Annotated in this window: 19 protein-coding genes; 12 read left to right on the forward strand and 7 right to left on the reverse strand. The window is 71.9% G+C overall.

All coding sequences use genetic code 11. From position 1 onward, the window contains the following. Position 1 precedes the first annotated feature (1 nt). Together nadC and ACZ5GH_RS16255 are read left to right on the forward strand one after the other, a co-directional pair. Positions 2-964, forward strand: coding sequence for a carboxylating nicotinate-nucleotide diphosphorylase (gene nadC, locus ACZ5GH_RS16250; protein WP_401112945.1), 963 nt, complete (start codon positions 2-4; stop codon positions 962-964). Between the two features lie 47 nt (positions 965-1011). Beyond that, on the forward strand, positions 1012-1800 hold the full coding sequence (locus ACZ5GH_RS16255; RefSeq protein WP_387752904.1) for a type III pantothenate kinase: 789 nt from the start codon (positions 1012-1014) through the stop codon (positions 1798-1800). A 7-nt stretch (positions 1801-1807) separates the two neighbouring features. Here ACZ5GH_RS16255 and ACZ5GH_RS16260 read toward each other — a convergent pair whose 3' ends face one another. Together ACZ5GH_RS16260 and ACZ5GH_RS16265 are read right to left on the reverse strand one after the other, a co-directional pair. Next, positions 1808-2716, reverse strand: a complete 909-nt coding sequence (locus ACZ5GH_RS16260) for a hypothetical protein (protein WP_464334561.1) — start codon at positions 2714-2716, stop codon at positions 1808-1810. Positions 2717-2789: 73 nt separating this feature from the next. Beyond that, a complete protein-coding gene (locus ACZ5GH_RS16265) occupies positions 2790-3344 on the reverse strand; it encodes a SigE family RNA polymerase sigma factor (RefSeq protein WP_387752898.1) in 555 nt (184 codons plus the stop codon). Positions 3345-3506: 162 nt separating this feature from the next. Here ACZ5GH_RS16265 and ACZ5GH_RS16270 point away from each other — a divergent pair, with 162 nt between their 5' ends. From ACZ5GH_RS16270 to ACZ5GH_RS16300, 7 genes are all read left to right on the forward strand, one after another. Further along, positions 3507-4253 carry a hypothetical protein gene (locus ACZ5GH_RS16270; protein ID WP_464334562.1) on the forward strand — a complete coding sequence of 249 codons (747 nt, stop codon included), beginning with the start codon at positions 3507-3509 and terminating at the stop codon, positions 4251-4253. A gap of 245 nt (positions 4254-4498) precedes the next feature. Further along, entirely contained in the window at positions 4499-6055 is a 1557-nt protein-coding gene (lysX, locus tag ACZ5GH_RS16275) for a bifunctional lysylphosphatidylglycerol synthetase/lysine--tRNA ligase LysX (protein ID WP_387752893.1), read from the forward strand. 243 nt (positions 6056-6298) lie between these two features. After that, on the forward strand, positions 6299-6736 hold the full coding sequence (locus ACZ5GH_RS16280; protein WP_387752890.1) for a BlaI/MecI/CopY family transcriptional regulator: 438 nt from the start codon (positions 6299-6301) through the stop codon (positions 6734-6736). Positions 6737-6746: 10 nt separating this feature from the next. Next, positions 6747-7283 (forward strand): amino-acid N-acetyltransferase, encoded by a 537-nt coding sequence (locus ACZ5GH_RS16285; RefSeq protein WP_387752887.1) that lies wholly within the window; start codon positions 6747-6749, stop codon positions 7281-7283. A gap of 91 nt (positions 7284-7374) precedes the next feature. Beyond that, a complete protein-coding gene (locus ACZ5GH_RS16290) occupies positions 7375-7728 on the forward strand; it encodes a histone-like nucleoid-structuring protein Lsr2 (protein ID WP_387752884.1) in 354 nt (117 codons plus the stop codon). 697 nt (positions 7729-8425) lie between these two features. Then, entirely contained in the window at positions 8426-10945 is a 2520-nt protein-coding gene (locus ACZ5GH_RS16295) for an ATP-dependent Clp protease ATP-binding subunit (protein ID WP_387752881.1), read from the forward strand. A 343-nt stretch (positions 10946-11288) separates the two neighbouring features. Further along, positions 11289-13634 (forward strand): immune inhibitor A domain-containing protein, encoded by a 2346-nt coding sequence (locus ACZ5GH_RS16300; protein WP_387752878.1) that lies wholly within the window; start codon positions 11289-11291, stop codon positions 13632-13634. 97 nt (positions 13635-13731) lie between these two features. On the opposite strand, the gene ACZ5GH_RS16305 is transcribed toward ACZ5GH_RS16300, so the two are convergent. Continuing rightward, positions 13732-14922: a threonine aldolase family protein gene (locus ACZ5GH_RS16305; RefSeq protein ID WP_464334563.1), complete on the reverse strand. Its 1191-nt coding sequence runs from the start codon at positions 14920-14922 to the stop codon at positions 13732-13734. A 357-nt stretch (positions 14923-15279) separates the two neighbouring features. Between ACZ5GH_RS16305 and ACZ5GH_RS16310 the strand changes: the two genes are divergently transcribed. Further along, positions 15280-16218 (forward strand): M23 family metallopeptidase, encoded by a 939-nt coding sequence (locus ACZ5GH_RS16310; protein ID WP_387752873.1) that lies wholly within the window; start codon positions 15280-15282, stop codon positions 16216-16218. A gap of 38 nt (positions 16219-16256) precedes the next feature. On the opposite strand, the gene ACZ5GH_RS16315 is transcribed toward ACZ5GH_RS16310, so the two are convergent. Continuing rightward, a complete protein-coding gene (locus ACZ5GH_RS16315) occupies positions 16257-16904 on the reverse strand; it encodes a TetR/AcrR family transcriptional regulator (RefSeq protein WP_464334564.1) in 648 nt (215 codons plus the stop codon). Positions 16905-17126: 222 nt separating this feature from the next. Here ACZ5GH_RS16315 and ACZ5GH_RS16320 point away from each other — a divergent pair, with 222 nt between their 5' ends. Then, entirely contained in the window at positions 17127-18722 is a 1596-nt protein-coding gene (locus ACZ5GH_RS16320; protein WP_464334565.1) for an MDR family MFS transporter, read from the forward strand. A gap of 69 nt (positions 18723-18791) precedes the next feature. On the opposite strand, the gene ACZ5GH_RS16325 is transcribed toward ACZ5GH_RS16320, so the two are convergent. Next, on the reverse strand, positions 18792-19739 hold the full coding sequence (locus tag ACZ5GH_RS16325) for an HhH-GPD family protein (protein ID WP_464334566.1): 948 nt from the start codon (positions 19737-19739) through the stop codon (positions 18792-18794). Positions 19740-19933: 194 nt separating this feature from the next. Between ACZ5GH_RS16325 and ACZ5GH_RS16330 the strand changes: the two genes are divergently transcribed. Next, positions 19934-20794 carry a hypothetical protein gene (locus ACZ5GH_RS16330; protein WP_387752861.1) on the forward strand — a complete coding sequence of 287 codons (861 nt, stop codon included), beginning with the start codon at positions 19934-19936 and terminating at the stop codon, positions 20792-20794. Between the two features lie 190 nt (positions 20795-20984). On the opposite strand, the gene disA is transcribed toward ACZ5GH_RS16330, so the two are convergent. Together disA and radA are read right to left on the reverse strand one after the other, a co-directional pair. Then, positions 20985-22043: a DNA integrity scanning diadenylate cyclase DisA gene (gene disA / locus ACZ5GH_RS16335; RefSeq protein ID WP_387753192.1), complete on the reverse strand. Its 1059-nt coding sequence runs from the start codon at positions 22041-22043 to the stop codon at positions 20985-20987. Positions 22044-22243: 200 nt separating this feature from the next. Then, positions 22244-23767: a DNA repair protein RadA gene (radA, locus tag ACZ5GH_RS16340; protein ID WP_387752859.1), complete on the reverse strand. Its 1524-nt coding sequence runs from the start codon at positions 23765-23767 to the stop codon at positions 22244-22246. Positions 23768-23809: the final 42 nt, after the last annotated feature.

A 23809-nucleotide genomic window follows, 5' to 3' on the forward strand; every position in this document is an offset into this window, starting at 1 on the left:
CATGACCCACTCCCACGAGGAACTCCCGATGGCCGGCGGCTGCGGCGACGGCTGCGCCTGCGGGGACGGCGAGGGCTACGAGACCGGCCTGGACCCGCAGCTGGCCGAGCTGCTGGAGCGCTCCGGGCTGGACCCGGTCGAGGTCGAGGACATCGCCACCCTGGCGCTGGCCGAGGACCTGGCCGGCGGCGAGGACGTCACCTCGGTGGCGACCGTGCCCGCCGAGGCCGTCGCGACCGCCGACTTCACCGCCCGCCAGGCCGGCGTGGTGGCCGGCCTGCGGGTCGCCGAGGCGGTCGTCTCGCTGGTCTGCGAGGAGGAGTTCGAGGTCGAGCGGCACGTCGAGGACGGCGACCGGGTGGAAGCCGGCCAGGTGCTGCTCTCGGTCCGCTCCCGCACCCGCGACCTGCTGACCGCCGAGCGCAGCGCGCTCAACCTGCTCTGCCACCTGTCCGGCATCGCCACCGCGACCCGTGCCTGGGCGGACGCCCTGGAGGGCACCGGCGCGGTCGTGCGGGACACCCGCAAGACCACCCCGGGCCTGCGCGCGCTGGAGAAGTTCGCGGTGCGCTGCGGCGGCGGCGCCAACCACCGGATGGCGCTCTCGGACGCCGCGCTGGTGAAGGACAACCACGTGGTCGCGGCCGGTGGCGTGGCCGAGGCCTTCCGGGCCGTCCGGGCCGCGTACCCGGAGCTGCCGGTCGAGGTCGAGGTGGACACCCTGGAGCAGATCCCGCCGGTGCTGGAGGCCGGGGCGGACCTGATCCTGCTGGACAACTTCACCGTCGGGCAGCTGAAGGAGGCCGTCTCGCTGGTGGCCGGCCGGGCGAAGCTGGAGGCCTCCGGCGGACTGACCCTGGCCAGCGCGCGCGAGGTCGCCCAGACTGGTGTCGACTACCTGGCCGTGGGCGCGCTCACCCACTCCTCGCCGATCCTGGACATCGGCCTGGACCTGCGCGCCTGACCGTCAGGGCGAGAACAGACCTGTCCCGACTCGCAGAAAGCGTCCCCGTGCTCCTCACCATCGACGTCGGCAACACCCAGACCACGCTCGGCCTGTTCGACGGCGAGGACGTGGTGGAACACTGGCGGATCTCCACCGATCCGCGCCGCACGGCCGATGAACTGGCGGTGCTCCTGCAAGGGTTGATGGGCAACCACACCGCGGTCCGGGAGGCCGCGGTGGAGGGCCTGGCGATCTGTTCGTCCGTCCCCGCCGTGCTCCACGAGCTCCGCGAGGTGACCCGCCGCTACTACGGCGACGTCCCCGCGGTGATCGTGGAGCCCGGCGTGAAGACCGGGGTGCACGTCCTGATGGACAACCCCAAGGAGGTCGGCGCGGACCGGATCGTCAACGCGCTGGCCGCCAACCACCTGTACGGCGGCCCGTGCATCGTGGTCGACTTCGGCACCGCGACCACCTTCGACGCGGTCAACGCGCGCGGCGACTACGTCGGCGGCGCGATCGCGCCGGGCATCGAGATCTCGGTCGAGGCGCTCGGCGTCCGCGGTGCCCAGCTGCGCAAGATCGAGCTGGCCCGCCCGCGCAACGTGATCGGCAAGAACACCGTCGAGGGGATGCAGTCCGGCATCCTCTACGGCTTCGCCGGCCAGGTCGACGGCCTGGTCGAGCGGATGGCCCGGGAGCTCGCCAAGGACCCGGACGACGTCCAGGTGATCGCCACCGGCGGCCTCGCCACCCTCGTCCTCGGCGAGGCCACCACCATCGACGTGCACGAGCCCTGGCTGACCCTGATCGGCCTGCGCCTGGTGTACGAGCGCAACCGCCCCACGGCCTGAGCGGCGCTCAGTTGCCGGGCGGCGGGGTCGCCGACGGGGTGGCCGGACCGGACGGCACCGGCGTCGCCACGGCCGGCAGGGTCGTCGGGTCGGGCGGCACCGGCGGCGGAACGGTGACCGTGGCCGTTCCCGCCAGCTGGGCCGGCTTGCCCGCGTTCCGGTCCGGAACGGCCGCCACGACCTTCTTCCAGCGCGGGTCCTTCACCACCGCGGTCAGCTGGTCCGGCGTCAGCGGCGGGTCGGTCCGGGTGATCGGCGAGCCGTTCTCCAGCGGCTTGCGGTTCCACTCCTGGAGCAGGAGCTGGTAGCCGCTCCCGGTCAGCTTGGCGGACCACGTCTTCGAGCCGGCCGGCTCGTCGCCGCGCGTCCCGGCCTGGTAGACGCGCACGTGCTCGCCGCCCGGGAGGTCGGCCTCGGTGCAGGCGTCACCCGGGACCGTCGTGGCGGGGCAGTCGGCGTCGCCGACCATGAGCGTGACCGAGAACAGGTACTGGACCGCGCCGTTCCCGTCGTCCAGCACCAGCCGCAGCTGCGGGATGTCGCTCTCGGTGCCCCTGGCCTCGCCCACCGTCACCTCCCCCTGCGGCAGGAGTTCGGTGAGCATCCGCAGGAACTCCGGCCCGGTGACCGGAGGAGCGGACGCGGTCGACGCCCCGTCCGAGGCCGCGCCGGCCACCGCCGCACCCTGCCCGGGCAGCAGGCCGCCGAGCGCGGCTCCGCCCACCCCGATCAGGGCCAGTGCGGCGGCGCCCGCCACGGTGCCGGCCCGCCGCCTGCGGCGCAGCCGGCGGCCGTACGCCCAGCCGGTGTCGACCAGCCGGGTGGCGTCGGTGTCGTAGGCCCCGCCGGCCCGGCCGATGGCCTCGGTGAAGGCCTGCTCGAACCGCTCGTCGGGCCCGTCGTGCTCTGCGGACATGCTGGACCAACCTCTCTACCAAATGAGTTGACGTGATCAGTGCGGTGGACCCGCCGAGCGCGCTACGGCCGGCTCAGCGCCCGGCCAGCTCGTCGAGGCTGCCGCCGAGCACCGCGCGGATCCGGCCGAGCGCGCGGAAGGACTGGGTCCGGACGGCGCCCGGGGTGCTCTGCAGGATCGCGGCGGTCTCCTCGACGCTGCGGTCCTCCCAGTAGCGCAGCACCAGCACCGCCCGGTCGCGCGGCGCGAGCCGGCCGAGCGCGTCCACCAGGGTCAGCCGCAGCTCCGGGTCGCCCTGCGGGGCCGCGCCGTCCGGCACCGCGTCGACCGGCCGCTCACCGCTGGAGCGGCGGCCGCGGTGCGAGAGGAAGGCCCGCACCAGCACGGTGTGGGCGTACCCGGCCGGGTTGTCGATCCGCCGCTTGGCCCCGAACCAGGCGGTGCGGTGCCACTGGGCGTAGATCCGCCCGAGCGCCTCCTGCACCAGGTCCTCGGCGAGGTGGGTGTCCCCGCCGGTGAGCAGGCAGGCCGACCGGTAGAGCGGTCTGGCCCGGGCGGCCGCGAAGGCCTGGAAGTCCTCGTCCCGGCGCCCGCCCCGGGCCGCCTTCCCCTGACCGTCCGGTTGCATCCTGCCCGGCCCCCTCGCTCGTTCTCCCCTGACACCTGGATGACCAGGTGCACCCCGGGCGGCGTTACAGGTGGTGGCGAAAGGCTTCTTCACCGCGCCGAACGGGGGTCGTTCGGCGCGACGTTACCGACAAATCGGATATTCCTCACGTAGTGTCAATCCATGCCTACGCCACACGGATCGCGCGGCGGCATGGCCTTCAGCGCCGACGAAGTCCGCGTGCTGCGCCGAGCCCTCGCCCAAGCCCTGCACCCCGCCGTTCCCGTCCACCTCCAGAAGCCCGACCGCCCGGTCTTCGCCTGGCCCGGCGCCGAGCTCTGGGCGGAGGACGTCCAGGACGCCCTGCGCCTGACCGAGGCGATCGACGAGGCGGTCCAGGAGGGCGGCCGGCTGCGCGCCTTCCTGCTCGCCGACCTCGGACGCTACCGCTCCGCCCTGCCCGGCAGCGCCCCCGGCTACCTGGAGCGGCTGGAGGAGGCGGTGTCCGACGGGTACCTGCCCGGGCCGGAGGACCTCACCGCGCTGCGCGGGCTGTCCCGCCAGCCCTGCGGCCAGGGCGAGCGGGCCCGCCGCTCCCGACTGGCCGGGCGCTGCCACGCACTGGCCGAGGCCGCCGTCCGCGAACGGCTCGCCCTCCACACCGGCCCCCGCCACCTGGTGGCCGTACCGAGCCCCGCCGCACCGCCGCACAGTCACCCCATCCCCGTAGGAGGACGGACCATCATGAGCAGCACCGAGTCCCGCCCCGAGCAGCCCGCCGCCGCGACGACCCCGCCCCGTCCGCACCGGATGCCCACCCCCGCCGAGCTCTTCGGCCGCCGCCCCAAGCCCCCCACCCGTCCCGCCCCGCCCGCCGACCAGACCCCCGAGGACATCGAGGACGTCGAACTGGCCACCGGCACCGGCTGAGCCGGACGACACGCCCCGGAGGGGGGACCGCCGTCGCGGTCCCCCCTCCGCCGCGCCCCGGTCCAGGTGCCGACAGTGCCGCGTTCCGGCCGGCCGCCGTCGATCACGGCAGGGACTCGGCCGCCCCCGGGCCCGCCGCGCCGGCTGACCCGGGCCCGTCCGGTCCGCGGGGCAGGCCGCCGTCACGGCCTCCCCCGCGGCAATCCCGGCGCGGAGCACCGTGTGTGGCTGGCTACCCTTGTGGGGTGAGCGATCAGAGCCTTTTTCCCGCGACCGACGACCTTCCCGAGCAGATGCGCGTCCGGCGCGAGAAGCTGGACCGGCTCCGGGCGGCCGGCGTCGACCCGTACCCGGTCGGATTCCCCCGCACCACCACCATCGCGGACCTCCGCGCCAAGCACCCCGATCTGGAGCCGGACACCGCGACCGGCGAGCGGGCCGGCGTCACCGGCCGCGTGATCCTCTCCCGCACCGGCGGCAAGCTCTGCTTCGCCACCCTGCGCGACGGCACCGGCGACCTCCAGGTGATGTTCTCCCTGGACAAGCTGGGCGCCGAGCGGCTGGCGGCCTGGAAGGCCGACATCGACCTCGGCGACCAGGTCGGCGTCGAGGGCGAGGTGATCACCTCCAAGCGCGGCGAGCTGTCCGTGATGGTGGACCGCTGGGAGCTCACCGCCAAGTGCCTGCGCCCGCTGCCGGACAAGCACAAGGGCCTCACCGACCCGGAGGCACGGGTCCGCCAGCGCTACCTGGACCTGATCGTCAACCCCGAGGCCCGGGAGATCCTGCACCTGCGCAGCAAGGTCGTCCGCTCGATCCGCCGCACCTACGAGGACCGCGGCTACATCGAGGTCGAGACCCCGATGCTCCAGCCGGTGCACGGCGGCGCCAACGCGCGTCCGTTCAAGACGCACATCAACGCGTACGACATCGACCTCTACATGCGCATCGCCCCCGAGCTGTACCTCAAGCGGCTGGTGGTCGGCGGCGCCGAGAAGGTCTTCGAGATCAACCGCAACTTCCGCAACGAGGGCGCGGACTCCACCCACAACCCGGAGTTCACCTCGCTGGAGTCGTACGAGGCGTACGGCGACTACGACACCCAGGCCGAGCTGATCCGCGAGACGATCGTCAACGCGGCCCGGGACGCGCTGGGCACCACCGTGATCAAGGGCGTGGACGCGCACGGCGTCGAGCACGAGATCGACCTGGCCGAGCCGTGGGAGGAGGTCTCCGTCTACCCGGGCATCTCGGCCCGCCTGGGCGTCGAGGTCACCCCGGAGACGGGCGTCGAGGAGCTGCGCAAGCTGGCCGCCGAGCACGGCATCCCGTTCGAGAAGGAGTGGGGCCACGGCCAGATCGTGCTGGAGATGGTCGAGCGCCTGCTGGAGGAGAACGCCGTCCGGCCGACCTTCATCAAGGACTACCCGACCGAGGTCTCCCCGCTGACCCGCCAGCACCGCTCGCGGCCCGGTGTGGCCGAGAAGTGGGACCTGGTGATCTTCGGGACCGAGATCGGCACCGCCTACTCCGAGCTGGTCGACCCGGTCGAGCAGCGCGCCCGCCTCACCGCCCAGTCGCTGCTGGCGGCCGGCGGCGACGTCGAGGCGATGCAGGTGGACGAGGACTTCCTGCGCGCCCTGGAGTACGCGATGCCCCCGACCGGCGGCCTCGGCCTCGGCGTGGACCGCCTGATCATGCTGCTGACCGGCAAGAACATCCGGGAGACGGTGCTCTTCCCGCTGGTGAAGCCGGAGCCGAAGGCTTCCGCCGCGACGGCGGAGAAGACCGAGGAGGAGTGACCTGATGGACTACGTCAGCGCGATCGTGCCGCCGCTGGTCATGGCGATCGGCTTCGGCTTCCTGGTGCGGGCCATCGTCCGCAGCCAGGGCGGGGCCCAGCGGGCCAAGGAAGACGTCGACTGACGCCGTCAGCCGTCCCGAACGACCGGCGCGCCGCCATTCCCGATTCCCGGGGGTGGCGGCGCGCCGGTTTGGCGCACTTCACAAGATTTGCCCCATTCACTCCCTATCCTGGCCGCACTATGGTCCGGCAACTCGGCGAACTTGAGAACGCCATCATGACCCGGGTGTGGCAGTGGAACCGACCGGTCACGGTTCGCGAGGTTCTCCTGGATCTGCGGTCGGAACGCGAAATCGCGTACACCACGGTGATGACCGTCCTGGACAAGCTCCACAGAAAGGGCTGGCTGCGCCGCGAGCGGGTCGGCCGGGCCTATCGATATGAACCGGTCTCCTCGCGCGAGGCGTACACGGCGGCCCTGATGAACGACGCCTGGGCCACCAGTGACAATCCGGCGGCGGCCCTGGTGCACTTCTTCGGCCTGATGTCGCCCGAGCAACGCGAAGCGCTCCGGGACGCCTTGCGGGTGGCCGCGCTGTTCCCGTCCGATCCGCCCGGCGCGGATTCCCCGGACGACGGACCGGATACCGGTGGGACGGAACCGGGAGCGGCGCGATAACGTCCCGACCATGGAGGTCACCATCCGCCGGGCGCGGACCACGGACGTGCGGGCAGTGCGCGGGCTCATCGACGCCTACGCGCGCGACGGCATTCTGCTGGACAAGCCCACAGTCACACTGTTCGAATCCGTCCAGGAGTTCTGGGTCGCGGAACGCGACGACGACGGCGCGGTCGTGGCCTGCGGCGCACTGCACGTGATGTGGGAGGACCTCGCCGAGGTCCGCACGCTCGCGGTGGATCCGGCCGTCCGCGGCTTCGGGATCGGGCACCTGCTGCTGGAGAAGCTGGTGCAGACGGCGCGCTGGCTGGGCGTCCGTCGGATTTTCTGCTTGACGTTCGAGGTCGCGTTCTTCGCGAAACACGGTTTCGTCGAGATCGGGGAGCTCCAGGAAACCGATGATGGTACGACAGACCCGGCGGCGATCGCTACGGATGTCTATGAAGAACTCCTCCGCTCGTACGATGAAGGCGTCGCCGAGTTCCTCGACCTGGAGCGGGTGAAGCCCAACACACTGGGCAACTCGCGCATGCTGCTGCACCTCTGAGGCGCTCCACCCGGGTCAAGGGTTTGTGTTTTCCGGAGAAAGGCGCTTTCCTTTCCTCAGGCAATGGGTCGTTTAGCGGAAAGGGAAGCCCGTGGCACAGAGGGTGCAGGTCATTCTTGAAGACGATCTCGACGGCGGTTCGGCGGACGAGACGGTGACGTTCGCCCTCGACGGCGTTGCCTACGAGATCGACCTGAAGAGCGCCAACGCGGACAAGCTCCGCGGCCTGCTGGCGCCGTACGTGGAGAAGGGCCGCAAGCAGAGCGGCCGGCTCGCCGGCACCCGTCGTCCGGGCCGCGGCGGTGCGGCGCGTCCGGCCGGCGGCGGTGCGCCCGACACGGCCAAGATCCGCGCGTGGGCCAAGGAGCAGGGCCTGGAGGTCAACGACCGCGGCCGCGTTCCGAGCAACGTCCGCGAGGCCTACGAGAAGGCCAACGCGTCCTGATCCCGGCGCCGTCGGCCCGCCGGTGCGGGCGCGGGGCCCCGGCGGCCGGAGACGGCGCCGCCAGTACACGCACGGGGCGCGGAGGAGTCTCCTCCGCGCCCCGCGGCGCGTGCCCGCAGGGCCGTGCCGCCGCGGGCACCGGGGCCGGGCGGGGCACCGGTCCGGGCGGCGGCCCGGGCACCCGGTCGGGCACCGGTCCGGGCACCGGCCCGGGCGGCGGAACAATCGCGGGCTGTGCAACGCTGTAAGGGCGAAGCGGTAAGCGGACACCACCGGGGCACGCACCCGGGCCCCGGCCGCCGTTGAACCGCCGTCGCCACGGCCCGACTTCTCGCCAGGCGAACACCGCCACCGCGGAAACTGCGCGAGAACCGCCCCGATACCGGGTATGAATGCAGGTGGACGGGTTCTTCGGCCCGTCCAGGGGCAGTATGCGCGACCGGCCGGAGTGTTCCGGCCCGCGCCCCCGGCGGCACGTGTTCGCCGATGGCGTAGCGGAATCCGGTGCATCCGGCCCACCTGTGGGAACACCGTTTCCCAGCATCAGGTTGGGATTGGTGTCGGCTGGTCGCGCAGCATCTCGCTCCTCTACCGGGGAGTGAATCCGTGGGCCGCGCCGCTGAGCGGGACTAGCATGCGGAAGGACAGGGCGGGGACGGACCCCGAACTGCCCGACCGCTCTGAGGAGCGATAAACGATGTTCGAGAGGTTCACCGACCGCGCGCGGCGGGTTGTCGTCCTGGCTCAGGAAGAAGCCCGGATGCTCAACCACAACTACATCGGCACCGAGCACATCCTCCTGGGTCTGATCCACGAGGGCGAGGGCGTCGCCGCCAAGGCCCTGGAGAGCCTCGGGATTTCTCTTGAGGCCGTTCGCCAGCAGGTCGAGGAGATCATCGGCCAGGGCCAGCAGGCCCCGTCCGGCCACATTCCCTTCACCCCCCGGGCGAAGAAGGTCCTGGAGCTGTCGCTCCGGGAGGCCCTGCAGCTCGGCCACAACTACATCGGCACCGAGCACATCCTGCTCGGCCTGATCCGCGAGGGCGAGGGCGTCGCCGCCCAGGTCCTGGTGAAGCTGGGCGCCGACCTCAACCGGGTGCGCCAGCAGGTCATCCAGCTGCTCTCCGGCTACCAGACCGGCGGCAGCAAGGAGTCGGCCACGGCCGGCGGGCCCGCCGAGGGCACCCCGTCGACCTCGCTGGTCCTGGACCAGTTCGGCCGCAACCTCACCCAGGCCGCCCGCGAGGCCAAGCTCGACCCGGTCATCGGGCGCGAGAAGGAGATCGAGCGGGTCATGCAGGTGCTGTCCCGCCGCACCAAGAACAACCCGGTGCTGATCGGTGAGCCCGGCGTCGGCAAGACCGCCGTGGTCGAGGGCCTGGCCCAGGCGATCGTCAAGGGCGAGGTCCCGGAGACGCTCAAGGACAAGCAGCTCTACACGCTGGACCTGGGCGCCCTGGTGGCCGGCTCGCGCTACCGCGGTGACTTCGAGGAGCGCCTGAAGAAGGTGCTCAAGGAGATCCGCACCCGCGGCGATATCATCCTGTTCATCGACGAGCTGCACACCCTGGTCGGCGCGGGCGCCGCCGAGGGCGCCATCGACGCCGCCAGCATCCTCAAGCCGATGCTGGCCCGCGGCGAGCTGCAGACCATCGGTGCCACCACCCTGGACGAGTACCGCAAGCACCTGGAGAAGGACGCCGCGCTGGAGCGCCGCTTCCAGCCGATCCAGGTCGCCGAGCCGTCGCTGCCGCACACCATCGAGATCCTCAAGGGTCTGCGCGACCGCTACGAGGCCCACCACCGGGTCTCCATCACGGACTCCGCCCTGGTCGCCGCCGCCACCCTGGCCGACCGGTACATCTCGGACCGCTTCCTGCCGGACAAGGCGATCGACCTGATCGACGAGGCCGGCTCCCGGATGCGCATCCGCCGGATGACCGCGCCGCCGGACCTGCGCGAGTTCGACGAGAAGATCGCCGACGTGCGCCGCGAGAAGGAGAGCGCGATCGACGCGCAGGACTTCGAGAAGGCCGCGTCCCTGCGCGACGACGAGAAGCAGCTCCTGCAGGCCAAGGCCAAGCGCGAGAAGGAGTGGAAGGCCGGCGACATGGACGTCGTCGCGGAGGTCAACGAGGAGCTCATCGCCGAGGTCCTGGCCACCGCCACCGGCATCCCGGTCTTCAAGCTGACCGAGGAGGAGACCTCCCGCCTGCTGCGCATGGAGGACGAGCTGCACAAGCGCGTCATCGGCCAGAAGGACGCCATCAAGGCGCTCTCCCAGGCCATCCGGCGCACCCGTGCGGGCCTCAAGGACCCGAAGCGCCCCGGCGGTTCGTTCATCTTCGCCGGCCCGTCCGGCGTCGGTAAGACCGAGCTGTCCAAGACGCTGGCGGAGTTCCTGTTCGGCGACGAGGACGCGCTGATCGCGCTCGACATGTCCGAGTTCTCCGAGAAGCACACCGTCTCCCGGCTGTTCGGCTCCCCGCCCGGCTACGTCGGCTACGAGGAGGGCGGCCAGCTGACCGAGAAGGTCCGCCGCAAGCCGTTCTCGGTCGTCCTCTTCGACGAGGTCGAGAAGGCCCACCCGGACATCTTCAACTCGCTGCTGCAGATCCTGGAGGACGGTCGCCTGACCGACTCCCAGGGCCGCGTGGTCGACTTCAAGAACACCGTCATCATCATGACGACCAACCTCGGCACCCGGGACATCTCGAAGGGCTTCAACCTCGGCTTCGCGGCCACGGGTGACACCCAGACCGGGTACGAGCGGATGAAGGCGAAGGTCGGCGAGGAGCTCAAGCAGCACTTCCGCCCCGAGTTCCTGAACCGCGTCGACGACATCGTGGTGTTCCACCAGCTGTCCGAGGACGACATCATCCAGATCGTCGACCTCATGATCGCCAAGGTGGACGAGCGGCTCAAGGACAAGGACATGGGCCTGGAGCTCAGCGTCGAGGCCAAGAAGCTGCTGGCCAAGCGCGGCTACGACCCGATCCTGGGTGCCCGTCCGCTGCGCCGCACCATCCAGCGCGAGATCGAGGACCACCTCTCCGAGAAGATCCTCTTCGGTGAGCTGCGGGCCGGCCACATCGTCGTCGTCGACGTCGAGGGCGAGGGCAAGGACGCCAAGTTCACCTTCCGCGGCGAGGAGAAGTCGGCCGTCGCGGACACCCCGGCCGCGGTCGCCTCGTCCGGTCCCGACCTGACGAAGTAACCCAACTTTTAACAGACAACTTCACAGCCACCGAGCCCCCGGCGTTCACGCCGGGGGCTCGGTGCGTTCCGCCCCGCCGACGCCGGCGGGGGTACGGACCGGAATGTCCGGCTCCCCCACTGGCTGGTACGGGTGCGCTCGGTTTCTCAGCAAGCTTTAACGAACATACGGTTGACATGCGGTCAGATGATGGGGGGTCGCGGAGCATAGCGCCGTGACCATGTCACGGTCAAGGTCTATCTTTTCTGTGCACGCTTGTATCAAATGACGTCCACCTGTCTTTCATTTTGGTTTGCCGGGCTTTGGCCATGAGCTGGCCCCGGTCGGGGAGGACGTCACAACGTTGAAGAACACCAGGAGAACCGCTGCGGTCGCCACAGCCGCAGCGGTCATAGTCACGCTCGGCGCGGGCCTGCTTCCGGGCACCGCCGTCGCCGCCGGCTCCGCCCCGGTCCCGAAGGACCCGGCCGAGGCCGTCCAGAACACCGAGCACAACCTTCCGGGCCCGCTGACCGCGAAGGTGGAGGCGGAGCAGAAGGCCGCCACCGAGAAGCTGCTCAACGGCACCGCCGAGGTCGAGCAGCACAACGGCAGCACCAGCGTGAAGCTCGGCAAGGACAAGTACGTCGAGCTCGCCCGCGAGCGCACGGACAAGATCTTCACCATCCTGGTCGACTTCGGTGACCAGGTGGACAACACCACCACGACGCCGGACGGCAAGGTCAAGTACGGCGGTGAGCCCGGCCCGAAGCACAACGAGATCGAGAAGCCGGACCGCGCCACCGACAACTCGACCGAGTGGCAGGCCGACTACAACCAGCAGCACTACCAGGACCTGTACTTCAACAAGGACAAGCCCTCGCTGAAGACCTACTACGAGAAGCAGTCCTCGGGCCGCTACTCGGTCGACGGCGTGGTCACGGACTGGGTCCGCGTCCCGTGGAACGAGGCCCGTTACGGCTCCGACTACTGCGGCTCCAACGTCTGCGCCAGCGCCCAGGACCTGATCCGCGACGCCGTGGACATCTGGTACAAGGACCAGCTGGCCAAGGGTCAGACCGACGCCCAGATCAAGGCGACCCTGGCCCAGTACGACCAGTGGGACCGTTACGGTTCGCACCACGACGGGAACTTCAACCAGCCCGACGGGTACCTGGACCACTTCCAGATCGTGCACGCCGGCGAGGACAAGTCGGCCGGTGGCGGCAAGCAGGGCAAGAAGGCCCTGTGGGCGCACCGCTCGTACGTCTACGGCAACCTGCAGGGCACGGCCGGCCCCGAGGGCAACAAGCTCGGTGGCGTCCAGGTCGGCAGCAGCGGCATCTGGGTCGGCGACTACACGATGCAGCCGGAGAACGGCGGCCTCGGCGTCTTCGCCCACGAGTACGGCCACGACCTCGGTCTGCCGGACCTCTACGACACCGCCGGCAAGGGCATCGACAACTCGGTCGGCTTCTGGTCGCTGATGTCCTCCGGTTCCTGGCTCGGCGAGGGCAAGGACGCGATCGGCGACATGCCGAACGACCTCGACGCCTGGAGCAAGTACCAGCTCGGCTGGCTGAAGGTCGACCGCGCCAAGGCGGGCACCGAGTCGACCCACCACATCGGCCCGGCGGAGTACAACAGCAAGCTGCCGCAGGCCCTGATCGTCGACCTGCCGAAGAAGAGCATCACCACCGAGATCAACAAGCCGTTCGCCGGCGCCGGTGAGTGGTGGAGCGGCAGCGCCGACAACCTGAACGTCACGCTCACCCGCGACGTCGACCTGACCGGCAAGACCAAGGCCAGCATCAACGCCAAGGCCTGGTACGAGCTGGAGCAGGACTTCGACTACGCGTTCGGCGAGGTCTCCACCGACGGCGGCAAGTCCTGGACCGTCATCGACGGCACCTGGAACGGCACCGCGCTGCCGCGCGAGAACGACCGTCCGGCCCTCAGCGGCCAGGTTGCCGCCTGGGGCGACCTGTCGTTCAACCTGGACGCCTACGCGGGCCAGAAGGTCAAGTTCCGCTACCACCAGACCACCGACGGCGGCCTGCACTTCCGCGGCCTGACGCTGGACAACATCGCGGTCGTCGCCGACGGCGCCGCCGTGTTCAGCGACGACGTCGAGAACGGTGACAACGGCTGGGTGGCCGACGGGTTCTCCCGCTTCGGCGGCTCGTACACCAAGGACTACGCGCAGTACTACATCGCGGAGAACCGGCAGTACGTGTCCTTCGACCAGACCCTGAAGACCGGCCCGTACAACTTCGGCTTCGCCGACAAGCCGAGCTGGGTCGAGCACTACTCCTACCAGCCCGGTCTGCTGATCTGGTTCTGGGACGAGTCGCAGACCGACAACAACGTCAGCGCCCACCCGGGCCACGGCCTGGTCCTGCCGGTCGACTCGCACCCGAACGTGCTGAAGTGGACCGACGGCAGCCTGATGAAGCCGCGCGTCCAGGGCTTCGACTCCACCTTCGGCTCCCGCCGCGTCCCCGCGCTCACCCTGCACAACAAGGGCGTCGAGACCGTCATCCCGAAGGCCAAGGGCGTCGACGAGTTCAACGACCTGAAGTCGTGGTGGAGCAAGGACGACCAGTACGCCGGTGTCGACGTCCCGAAGACGGGCACCAGCATCGAGGTCGAGAACGAGTCCTCGAACTACCTGGAGACCTGGATCCGGGTCCGCCCGGTCGACAACTGATCGTCGCTCCGGTAGCGATCGGCCTGTGACCAGGCAGCTCTGACACCTCCACGTCCGGCCCGTCCCCGCAGTGCGCGGGGGCGGGCCGGACGCTTTGTCAGGACCGGACGGCCGGCAGCCGGTCCAGGAAGGCGGCGGCCGCCACCGCGACGTCGGCGCCGGTCCAGTCGAGGGCGGGCGCGGCGACCGTGACCTCGGTCATCGAGAGCCCCGGCGGCCCGTCCTCGCGCCAGGCGCCGAACAGCCCGGTCCCGGTGCCCTCGGCCAGCCCGAGCCCGGCCTCCTCCAACTCCCCCGCCGGGTACGGCAGCCAGAGCTGGAACTGGTGGGTGTGCGGCGGGGACGGGTGCACCCGGGCGCCGGGGACGGCGGCGAACGCCCGCTCCAGCGCCCCGGCGACGGTCCGGGCGTGCGCCACGTACCCGGCCAGCCGCGGCAGTTCGCGCTCCAGCCCGGTCAGCGCGGCCAGCGCGGACGGCCACTGCTGGTAGAGCTGCCCGCCGTAGCGGTGCCGCCAGGCCCGGGCGGTGCGGACGAGGCCGCCCGGGCCGGCCAGCGCGGCGCCGCTGATCCCGCCGAGCGTCTTGTAGAAGGACACGTAGACCGAGTCGGCCAGGGCGGCGACCTCCGGCAGCGGCCGGCCGAGGGCGACCGCGGACTCCCAGAGCCGGGCGCCGTCCAGGTGCAGCGCCGCACCGTGCTCCTCGCGCACCACCGCGGCCAGCTCCACCAGCTCCGCCCAGCCGGGCAGCACGAACCCGGCGTCGCGCAGCGGCAGCTCCAGGCTCAGCGCGGCGTACGGCTCGTCCAGGGCGCGCAGCTCCTCGGCGGTGGGCTGGCGCGGCGCGGTCGTGGGCCAGAGGCTGCGCAGGCCGGACAGGACGCCGAGGGCATGCCGCTCGTGCCGGTCGGTGTGGGCCAGCGGGTGGGTGACCACGGTGCGCGTCCCGGCCGCCTCGGCGTGGATCCGCAGGGCGATCTGCTGGGCCATCGTGCCGGTCGGGAAGAAGGCCGCGTCCTCGGTGCCGAGCAGCTCGGCGACCCGCTGCTCCAGGGTGCGGACCACGCCGTCGCCGTACTGGTCCGGGCGGCCGTCCAGGTCGGCGCCGCCGTACGGGCCGGGGGCGGCGTCCGGCGGCGGCCCGGCCAGGTCGGCGAGGCGTTCGCGGATGGTCTGCGGCCGGACGCCGGACAGCAGCCGCTCGCAGCCGCGCAGGGCGGCGAAGCGGCGGTCCGGCAGGGCCGGCCGGCCACTGGCGTCGGGGACTTCACTCCTGTTGCCGTACATGGCTCGATGGTCCCGCAGCGGGCCTGGCCGGTCAGCGGTGCGGACCGAAAGCGGTTCGAGCCCGCCAAACGCCGGCCGCGCGTGGTGCTGGTCACAGGCCTCCGGCGCGGTACGACCGACGGTAGTAGCGGGGGCCGGGGAACCGGCGGACGCCGCGAGGCGGGCACCGACGATCCGATCACATGATCATTACTCCGTCGGTTTGAATCTCCGGCGCCACGATGACTACACGCCGTAGTACGTCACACCGTTTGGGACTCCGCTCGGTGACCGTTACACCTGAGTGGTCCCCCGCTCAGCACGCGCCCGAACGGGCTCCTCGTGCTGCCCTCGTTCGACCGTGAGGTACGGCAAGCGATGTCCACCGTCCCGCCCGTGGGGCCGGCCCTGCGCCGGCTCGCCGCCCGCACGGCGGCCCAGGCCGCCGTCTGGCTGCCCCGGATCGGCCACGCCGTCCGCACCCAGGCCGCACCGCTGCGCTCGCTCGCGTCGCCCCGGCACACCACGCTGCCGGGCAGCCGGCAGCGGGCCGAGCACGACCACGCCCTGGTCTCGGCCGGAGCGGCCGCCGTGCTGCTCGCCGGGGTGCTGCTGGTGGCCACCCCGGGCACCGCCTCGGCGCAGACCGTGCTGCCCACCACGCCGGGCAGCTCGGCCTTCACCGTGCCCAGGGCGGAGGTGCCCAGCGCGGGGCTGGTCCAGGTGGCCGGGCCCAGCCCGTACAAGCTGCCCGACGACGGCGACTCCGCGCAGGAGTTCGTGGCGGTGGCGGCCAACCTGCTGCCGCTCGAACCGCCGGCTCCGGCGCCCGAGCCGGAACCCGCCCCCGAGCCGGCCCCCGAGCCCGCCCCTGCACCCGAGCCCGAGCCCGAGCCCGCCCCGGCTCCCGGGTGGTCGGCGCCGGTGCCGAACGCGCCGACCAGCAACCCGTACGGGAAGCCCAACCGCAGCTACGCGGCCGGGTACCACACCGGGGTGGACTTCGCGGTCTCCCCGGGCACGCCGCTGCTGGCGGTCGGCGACGCGACCGTGGTCTCGGCCGGCTGGGACGGCGCGTACGGCAAGGAGGTCGTGCTGCGGCTGGCGGACGGCCACTTCGCGCAGTACGCCCACATGTCCTCGGTCAGCGTCTCCGCGGGCCAGTGGGTGCCGGCGGGCGAGCGGATCGGGTATTCCGGGAGCACCGGCAACTCGACCGGCCCGCACCTGCACTTCGAGATCCGCACCAGCAACCGCTACGGCGCGGTGGTCAACCCGATCGCGTACCTCGCGGGGCACGGCGTCACGAACTTCTGAGCCGCCCCGGGTGCTCCACTGAGCGCCCTTGGCGACCCTCAGCCCGCGCTGGACGCGGGGTGGCCGGGGGCGGAGTGGCGGATCCCGGCGCCGATCTCCAGCGCGATGTCCCGGGCCGCCCCGATCGCCTCGTCCAGGCCGGCCGGGGGCGGCTGCTCGCCCCACACGTTCCGGGCCTCGCCGCAGTCCGCGCTGTCCTGCTTGAGCAGGAACAGCGACGAGTGGACGGTGAACAGCGCCATCGCGGCCCGCAGCCGGTCGTGGAAGTCCGCCTCCGGCCCGTGCACCAGCTGCATCATGGTGATCATGCGGTCCTTGAAGGCCAGCCCGGCCGGGGACTCGCGCAGCGCGGGCTGGTTCTCGTGGAAGAAGCGCAGCAGCGGGGCCCGCTCGGCCATCCCGTCCGCGAAGCGGCGGATCAGCTCGTCGCGCGTCGTCGGGCTCCAGGCCTGCTTGCGGCCCCACGCGATGGTCTCGTCGATCGGCGCGGCCATCCGCTCGACGATGCCGAGGACGATGTCGTCCTTGGTCTTGAAGTGGTAGTAGAGCGCGGCCTTGGTGACGCCCAGGCGGTCGGCGATCTCGCGCAGCGAGGTCTGCTCGTAGCCCTGCTCCGCGAAGAGCTCCAGTGACACCTCGATGATGCGAGCCCGGGTGTCGCTGCGGGGGCTGTGCGGAGTGCCCATGGCCTGCCTCATGACTGCGTCGGTGACTACTGCGGACCCCGGGGTGGTGGTCCGCCCCGGGCTCATTCTCCCTGCCCAGACGGTCGGTCGAGAAACTGGCTTGACGACCGGCTAGGGAACAACCTACCGTGCCGACGGTCGATAAACTAGCCGGGCGACAAGTAAGTGAGCCGCCGCACGGCACGACGCTCCGTCCGCACCACCCTCCGGGAGACCCACCTCATGTCACAGCCCAAGACCGCCGGCCCGGTGCCGGAGGACAGGACGGCCGAGGAGGAGCAACCGCGGTCACCGCGCGAGATCCGCCTCGTGATGGTCGGCCTGGTCGTCACCATGCTGCTGGCCATGCTCGACAACCTGATCGTCGGCACCGCGATGCCGACCATCGTCCACGACCTCGGCGGCGCCGAGCACCTGTCCTGGGTGGTCACCGCCTACACCCTGGCCACCGCCGCCTCCACCCCGATCTGGGGCAAGCTCGGCGACCTCTACGGCCGCAAGGGCACCTTCCTCACCTCGATCGTGGTCTTCCTGGTGGGCTCGGCGCTGTCCGGCCTGTCGCAGAACATGAACGAGCTGATCGGCTTCCGCGCCGTCCAGGGCCTGGGCGCCGGCGGTCTGATGGTCGGCGTCATGTCGATCATGGGTGCGCTCGTCCCGCCGCGCGACCGCGGCAAGTACCAGGGCATGTTCGCCGCGGTGATGGCCCTCGCCACCATCGGCGGCCCGCTGGCCGGCGGCTTCATCACCGACCACCTCAGCTGGCACTGGACCTTCTACATCAACCTGCCGCTCGGCGTGGTCGCGCTGGCCGTGGTCGTCGTCACCCTGAAGCTGCCGAAGGTCCGCAGCACCGCGAAGATCGACTACCCGGGCGCGGTCCTGCTCACGGTCGGCATCACCTCGCTCGTGCTGATCACCACCTGGGGCGGCCAGGAGTACGCCTGGGGCTCCAAGGAGGTCCTCGGCTTGGCCGCGCTCGCCGCCGCCTCGCTGATCGCCTTCTGCTACGTGGAACAGCGGGCGCAGGAGCCGATGCTGCCGCTGGGCCTGTTCACGAACCTGAACTTCACCCTGGTCTCGATCATCGGCTTCATCGTCGGCTTCGTGATGTTCGGCTCGACCGTCTTCCTGCCGCTCTACCAGCAGACGGTCCAGGGCGCCTCGGCGACCAACTCCGGCCTGCTGCTGATGCCGATGATGTTCGGCATGCTGGTGATCTCCCTGGTGGTCGGCCAGGCCGTCACCAAGACCGGCAAGTACCGGATCTACCCGATCATCGGCACCCTCGTGATGACCGCCGGCCTGCTCCTGCTCTCCACCATGGGCACCGGGACCAGCAGCTTCACCTCGGCCTGCTGGATGGTCGTGCTCGGCGCCGGCATGGGCTTCCTGATGCAGATCACCATGCTGGTCGCGCAGAACAGCGTCGAGCTCAAGGACATGGGCGTGGCCAGCTCCACCGCCACCCTGTTCCGCACCATCGGCGGCTCCTTCGGCGTCGCGCTGTTCGGCGCCCTGTTCAACAGCCGGGTGACCGACACCATGACGGAGAAGCTCGGCGGGCAGGCCACCGCCGGCGGCGGCGTGCAGGACCCGAGCCAGATGAGCATGGCCGACCTGCGCAAGCTGCCCGAGAACGTCCAGGACGCCTACCACCACGCGGTGTCCAACGGCATGCACACCGTCTTCCTGTGGGGCGCCGGGGTGGCCGTGATCGCGATCGCCGCCGCGTTCTTCCTGCGCGAGGTGCCGCTGCGCGGGGCCGGCAAGGACGAGAAGCCGGCCGAGTCCTCGCTGGAGGCGGCGGCCGTCTGACGGCTCCGCCCCGTACGCGCCCCCGGGAGGTTCGTCCGCCCGGGGGCGCCTTCCGTTCGTGCGTGGCGCCTACTGGGGCAGCCGGTAGACGCCCTGCTCGACCGGCTCGACCAGGCCGTCCGCCACCAGGCCGTCCAGTGCCCGGGCCCGCTGCACCGCGTCCGGCCAGACCGCGTCCAGCCGGGCCTGCGGCACCGTCCCGTGCGAGTCGCGCAGCACCGCGAGCAGCTTGCCGCGCACCTGGCGGTCCGTCCCCTCGTAGGACTGGCCGCGCCGGGCCGGGCCCTCGTACGGCGGGCGTCCGGCCCGCTGCCAGGCGCAGGCCGTGAACAGCGGGCAGTCCCCGCACTCCGGGCCGCGCGCGGTGCAGACCAGCGCGCCCAGCTCCATCACGCCGACCGCCCAGGTGGCGGCCGTCTCGGCGTCGTCCGGCAGCAGCGCGGTGGCGGTGCGGCGCTCGGCGGCGGTGGTGGCCTGGGCCGGGTACTCGACCCCGGTCACCGCGCGGGCGAAGACCCGGCGGACGTTGGTGTCCAGCACCACGTGCCGCTGGCGGAAGGCGAAGGACGCGACGGCGGCGGCGGTGTACTCCCCCACCCCGGGCAGCGAGAGCAGGGTGGCGTGGTCGTCCGGGACCTCTCCCTCGTGCTCCTCGGTGATCGCCACCGCGGCCGCGTGCAGGCGCAGCGCCCGGCGCGGGTAGCCCAGCCGGCCCCACATCCGGACCGCCTCGCCGGGCGCCTCGGCGGCGAGGTGGGCCGGGGTCGGCCAGCGGGTGAGCCAGGCCTCCCAGGCGGGCAGCACCCGCTTGACCGGGGTCTGCTGGAGCATGAACTCGCTCACCATGACGGCCCAGGGCGTCGCGTCGGGGGCCCGCCAGGGCAGGTCGCGCTTGCTCGCCTCGTACCAGTCCAGGACGGTCGAGTGGAACAGCGGCAGGGGCAGCGGCGGCCGGACGGCGCCGGCGGGGGCGGGAACGGCGTCGGCGGCGGTGGCGGGGGCGGTGATGGCAATCATGGCCCTTCGATCCTCCCATGCCCGCCGACCGGGCCGAAGTGGATCAGACCGCTCCGGATCCTCCCGGGAAACTCCCCGGAAATCGTCCGATTGGCGCTCGCTCGAACGGATCAAATGGCGGATCATGTGAAGGAAGGGGTGACTGTGCGGTGTTGGTGAGTCAATCGCCACACACAGTCTCGTAGAGTTTGGTCGTGCCTTCTCTGCGTCAACCCGTCGGACCACTGCCGGCCTCGATCTACTGGCGTCGGCGCGTCGTCGTGCTCGTCGCCGTCGCGGCGGTCGTCGCGCTGATCGCCTGGCTGATGATCGATCAGGGCGGGGGCGGTGACGGCGGCTCATCGGGCAAGGCCGCACAGGCCGTTCCGTCCCAGAACCAGACCCCGGCCCAGGCCATCACGCCCGGCGCCTCCCCGAGCGGCCCCGCGGCGCGCCCGGGTGGCGGCGGTGCCGGGGGCGGCCCGGTCGCGGGCGGCGGCGGCACCGAGGTGAACCTCAGCGGGGGCACCGGCGCCGGTGCCAACCCGGCCCCCGGGGGCGGCGCGGCGCCGGCCGCCGGCGGCGCCGGTGGCGGTGGCGGTACGGGCGGCTCCGGCGGCCCGGGCGGCGGCGCCCCGGCGGTGAACACCCCCGAGATCATGGCGCTGCCGGTCTGCGCCTCCTCCCAGGTGGCGCTGGAGCTGGCCGGCACCCAGAACTCGTACCAGCCCAAGGACAAGCCGCGGCTGGCCCTGACGGTCAAGAACTCCTCCGGCACCAACTGCCGGGTGGACCTGGGCCGCACCGCCTCCGTGATCACGGTGAGCGGCAGCAACAACGACCGGGTCTGGTCCTCCGGCGACTGCCCGGCCGACAAGGGCAGCATCTGGGTGCAGCTCGGTGCGGGCGGCAGCCAGACCGAGACCTTCACCTGGGACCGCAGCCGCAGCAAGCCGCAGTGCGCGACCGCCGACCAGACGCCGCCGCCGAGCGGCACCTACGTGGTGCTCGCGGAGCTCACCGGGCTCTCCGGGGACAAGGTCTCGGCGCGGGCCTCGATCCGGCTGGACAGCTGAGAACCGGTCAACTTCCCCCGGAGCCCCCGGCCGCCGAGCGGCCGGGGCTCCGTCGTGTCCGGGGCTCCGTCGTGTCCGGGGGTTTCGTCTTTGCCTGGGAACGAGCCTGGCGGACATGCGGCGGCCCCCGGAGAAGCGTTTCTCCGGGGGCCATCGCCGGGTTCCGGCGTCCGTACGGGGGCGCGTCCGGTCAGACGTAGCGCTCCAGGATGGACGATTCGGCAAGGCGGGACAGGCCCTCGCGGACCGAGCGCGCGCGGGTCTCGCCGACGCCCTCGACGGTCTGCAGGTCGTCGATGCTCGCGGCGAGCAGCTTCTGGAGGCCGCCGAAGTGCTCGACCAGACGCTCTATGACGGTGTTCGGCAGGCGCGGGATCTTCGCCAGCAGGCGGTAGCCGCGCGGCGAGACGGCGGAGTCCAGCGACTCCGGGGTGCCCGAGTAGCCGAGCGCCTTGGCGACGGTCTGGAGGTCCAGCAGCTCGGCGTGGGTGAGCGCCTCCAGGTCGGCCAGCACCTCGGTGACCGTCCGGCCCTTCTTGGCGGCCCGCTCCGGGAAGTAGTCCCGGGCGACCAGCTCGCGCTCCGGCTCCACGCCCGCGATCAGCTCGTCCAGCTGGAGCGAGAGCAGCCGGCCGTCGATGCCGAGCTCCAGCACGTAGCCGGCGATCTCGGTGGCGATCAGCCGGACCATCTCCAGGCGCTGGGCCACGGCGGTGACGTCCCGGACCGTCACCAGGTCCTCGATCTCCAGCGCGGAGAGCGTGCCGGCCACCTCGTCCAGGCGCAGCTTGTAGCGCTCCAGCGTCGCCAGTGCCTGGTTGGCGCGGGACAGGACCGTGGTGGAGTCCTCCAGCACCCGGCGGGTGCCGTTGACGTACATCGCGATCAGCCGCATCGAGTGCGAGACCGCGACCACCGGGTAGCCGGTCTGCCGGTTGACCCGCTCGGCGGTGCGGTGGCGGGTGCCGGTCTCGTCGGTGGGGATGGTCGAGTCCGGCATCAGGTGCACGCCGGCCCGGACGATCTTGGTGATGTCCTTGTCGAGCACCACCGCGCCGTCGAGCTTGCACAGCTCGCGCAGCCGGGTGGCGCTGAACTCGACGTCCAGCACGAAGCCGCCGGTGCACAGGGACTCGACGGCCTTGTCGAAGCCCAGCACGATCAGACCGCCGGTGTTGGCCCGCAGGACCCGCTCCAGGCCGTCACGAAGCGCGGTACCGGGCGCGATGGCGGTGAGGGAGGCCCGCAGCAGGGCCTCCTCGCGGGAGGCCTTGTCCGCCCCCCGGTCGCTGGCTGCCACGTGACTCCTCCGGTCGACCCGTGCCGCGCGCCTCGCGCCGTGCGCCGGTCCGCGGTCTGTTGCTCTGTCGCTCAGTACCGCTCGGTACTGCCTTCTGGCCAATGAGACTGGGGGAAGTCTAACTGTGTGTGGCTTCGGCAGGGCTTGGGTCAGCGCAGTTCGTCGGAGTCGAGCGGCTCCCAGCCCTCCATCAGCTCCTCGGGGTACGCCGCCGGGCCGGCCGCGGCCCGGGCGGAGCGCGGGGCCGGCGGCGCCGACGGTGCCTCACCGCGGGCCTCGGTGCGCGGCTTGGCGGCGGAGCGGCGACGGCCCGGGATGGCCCGCAGCGCCTCGCCGATGTCGGCCACCTCGACCACCTTCATGCCCGGCGGCACCTTGCCCGGGTCCGGCGGGACCAGGGCGTGGGTGAAGCCCAGCCGGTGCGCCTCGGCGAGCCGCCGCTGCACGCCCGTCACCCGCCGCACCTCGCCCGCCAGACCGACCTCGCCGATCGCCACCAGGTTGCTGGGCAGCGGGGTGTCGGTGGAGGAGCTGGCCACCGCGAGCGCCACCGCGAGGTCCGCGGAGGGCTCGGTCAGCTTCACCCCGCCGACCGTCGCGGTGTAGATGTCCTGCTTGCCGAGCTTCACCCCGCCGTGCCGCTCGACCACGGCCAGGATCATCGCGATCCGGGGGGACTCCAGGCCCGAGGTGGTGCGCCGCGGGGAGGGGATCTGCGAATCCACCATCAGCGCCTGCACCTCGGCCACCAGCGGGCGCTTGCCCTCCAGGGTGACGGTGAGGCAGGTGCCGGGGACGGGCTTGTCACGCCTGGTCAGGAAGAGGCCGGACGGGTCGGCCAGGCCGACGATGCCCTCGTCGTGCAGCTCGAAGCAGCCCACCTCGTCGGTCGCGCCGTAGCGGTTCTTGACCCCGCGGATGAGCCGCAGCCGGGCGTGCCGGTCCCCCTCGAAGCTCAGCACCACGTCCACCAGGTGCTCCAGCAGGCGCGGGCCGGCGATCTGGCCGTCCTTGGTGACGTGGCCGACCAGCAGGGTGGCCATGCCGCGCTCCTTGGACGCCCGGATCAGCGCGCCCGCCACCTCGCGGACCTGGGCCGGGCCGCCGGGGGCGCCGTCCAGCTCGGCGGAGGCGATGGTCTGCACCGAGTCCAGGATCAGCAGGCCCGGGTTGACCGCCTCGATGTGGCCGAGCACCGCGCCGAGGTCGGACTCGGCGGCGAGGTAGAGGTGGTCGGAGAGGGCGTTGATCCGGTCCGCGCGCAGCCGGACCTGGCTCGCCGACTCCTCGCCGGTGACGTAGAGCGTGCGGTGCTGCGCGGTGGCCGCCTTGGCGGCGACGTCCAGCAGCAGGGTGGACTTGCCGACGCCGGGCTCGCCGGCCAGCAGCACCACCGCGCCGGGCACCAGGCCGCCGCCGAGCACCCGGTCCAGCTCCGGCACGCCCGTCGAGCGGGCCGTCGCGACCTGGCCGTCCACCTGGGCGATCGGGCGGGCGGGCGCGCTGACCGGGCCGGCGGCCGTGGTGCGGATCGGCACCGCGCCGTACTCCTCGACCGTGCCCCAGGCGTTGCACTCCGGGCAGCGGCCGACCCACTTGGGCAACTGGTTGCCGCACTCGGTGCAGCGGTACGCCGGGCGGGGCTTGGCGGTGGTCTTGGAACGCGGAGGCATGCGGCCCACCGTAGCGCCTGGGTCCGACAGCGACGGGCCGTC

This window comes from Kitasatospora sp. Xyl93 (assembly GCF_055383135.1).

What these genes read in the sequence shown, in the direction of transcription:
- radA (WP_387752859.1), bottom strand. Translation starts at nt 23,767, where the DNA reads ATGCCTCCGCGTTCCAAGACCACCGCCAAGCCCCGCCCGGCGTACCGC.
- ACZ5GH_RS16295 (WP_387752881.1), top strand. Translation starts at nt 8,426, where the DNA reads ATGTTCGAGAGGTTCACCGACCGCGCGCGGCGGGTTGTCGTCCTGGCT.
- ACZ5GH_RS16285 (WP_387752887.1), top strand. Translation starts at nt 6,747, where the DNA reads ATGGAGGTCACCATCCGCCGGGCGCGGACCACGGACGTGCGGGCAGTG.
- ACZ5GH_RS16320 (WP_464334565.1), top strand. Translation starts at nt 17,127, where the DNA reads ATGTCACAGCCCAAGACCGCCGGCCCGGTGCCGGAGGACAGGACGGCC.
- ACZ5GH_RS16310 (WP_387752873.1), top strand. Translation starts at nt 15,280, where the DNA reads ATGTCCACCGTCCCGCCCGTGGGGCCGGCCCTGCGCCGGCTCGCCGCC.
- ACZ5GH_RS16325 (WP_464334566.1), bottom strand. Translation starts at nt 19,739, where the DNA reads ATGATTGCCATCACCGCCCCCGCCACCGCCGCCGACGCCGTTCCCGCC.
- ACZ5GH_RS16265 (WP_387752898.1), bottom strand. Translation starts at nt 3,344, where the DNA reads ATGCAACCGGACGGTCAGGGGAAGGCGGCCCGGGGCGGGCGCCGGGAC.
- ACZ5GH_RS16270 (WP_464334562.1), top strand. Translation starts at nt 3,507, where the DNA reads ATGCCTACGCCACACGGATCGCGCGGCGGCATGGCCTTCAGCGCCGAC.
- ACZ5GH_RS16315 (WP_464334564.1), bottom strand. Translation starts at nt 16,904, where the DNA reads ATGGGCACTCCGCACAGCCCCCGCAGCGACACCCGGGCTCGCATCATC.
- ACZ5GH_RS16260 (WP_464334561.1), bottom strand. Translation starts at nt 2,716, where the DNA reads ATGTCCGCAGAGCACGACGGGCCCGACGAGCGGTTCGAGCAGGCCTTC.
- ACZ5GH_RS16280 (WP_387752890.1), top strand. Translation starts at nt 6,299, where the DNA reads ATGGTCCGGCAACTCGGCGAACTTGAGAACGCCATCATGACCCGGGTG.
- ACZ5GH_RS16305 (WP_464334563.1), bottom strand. Translation starts at nt 14,922, where the DNA reads ATGTACGGCAACAGGAGTGAAGTCCCCGACGCCAGTGGCCGGCCGGCC.
- nadC (WP_401112945.1), top strand. Translation starts at nt 2, where the DNA reads ATGACCCACTCCCACGAGGAACTCCCGATGGCCGGCGGCTGCGGCGAC.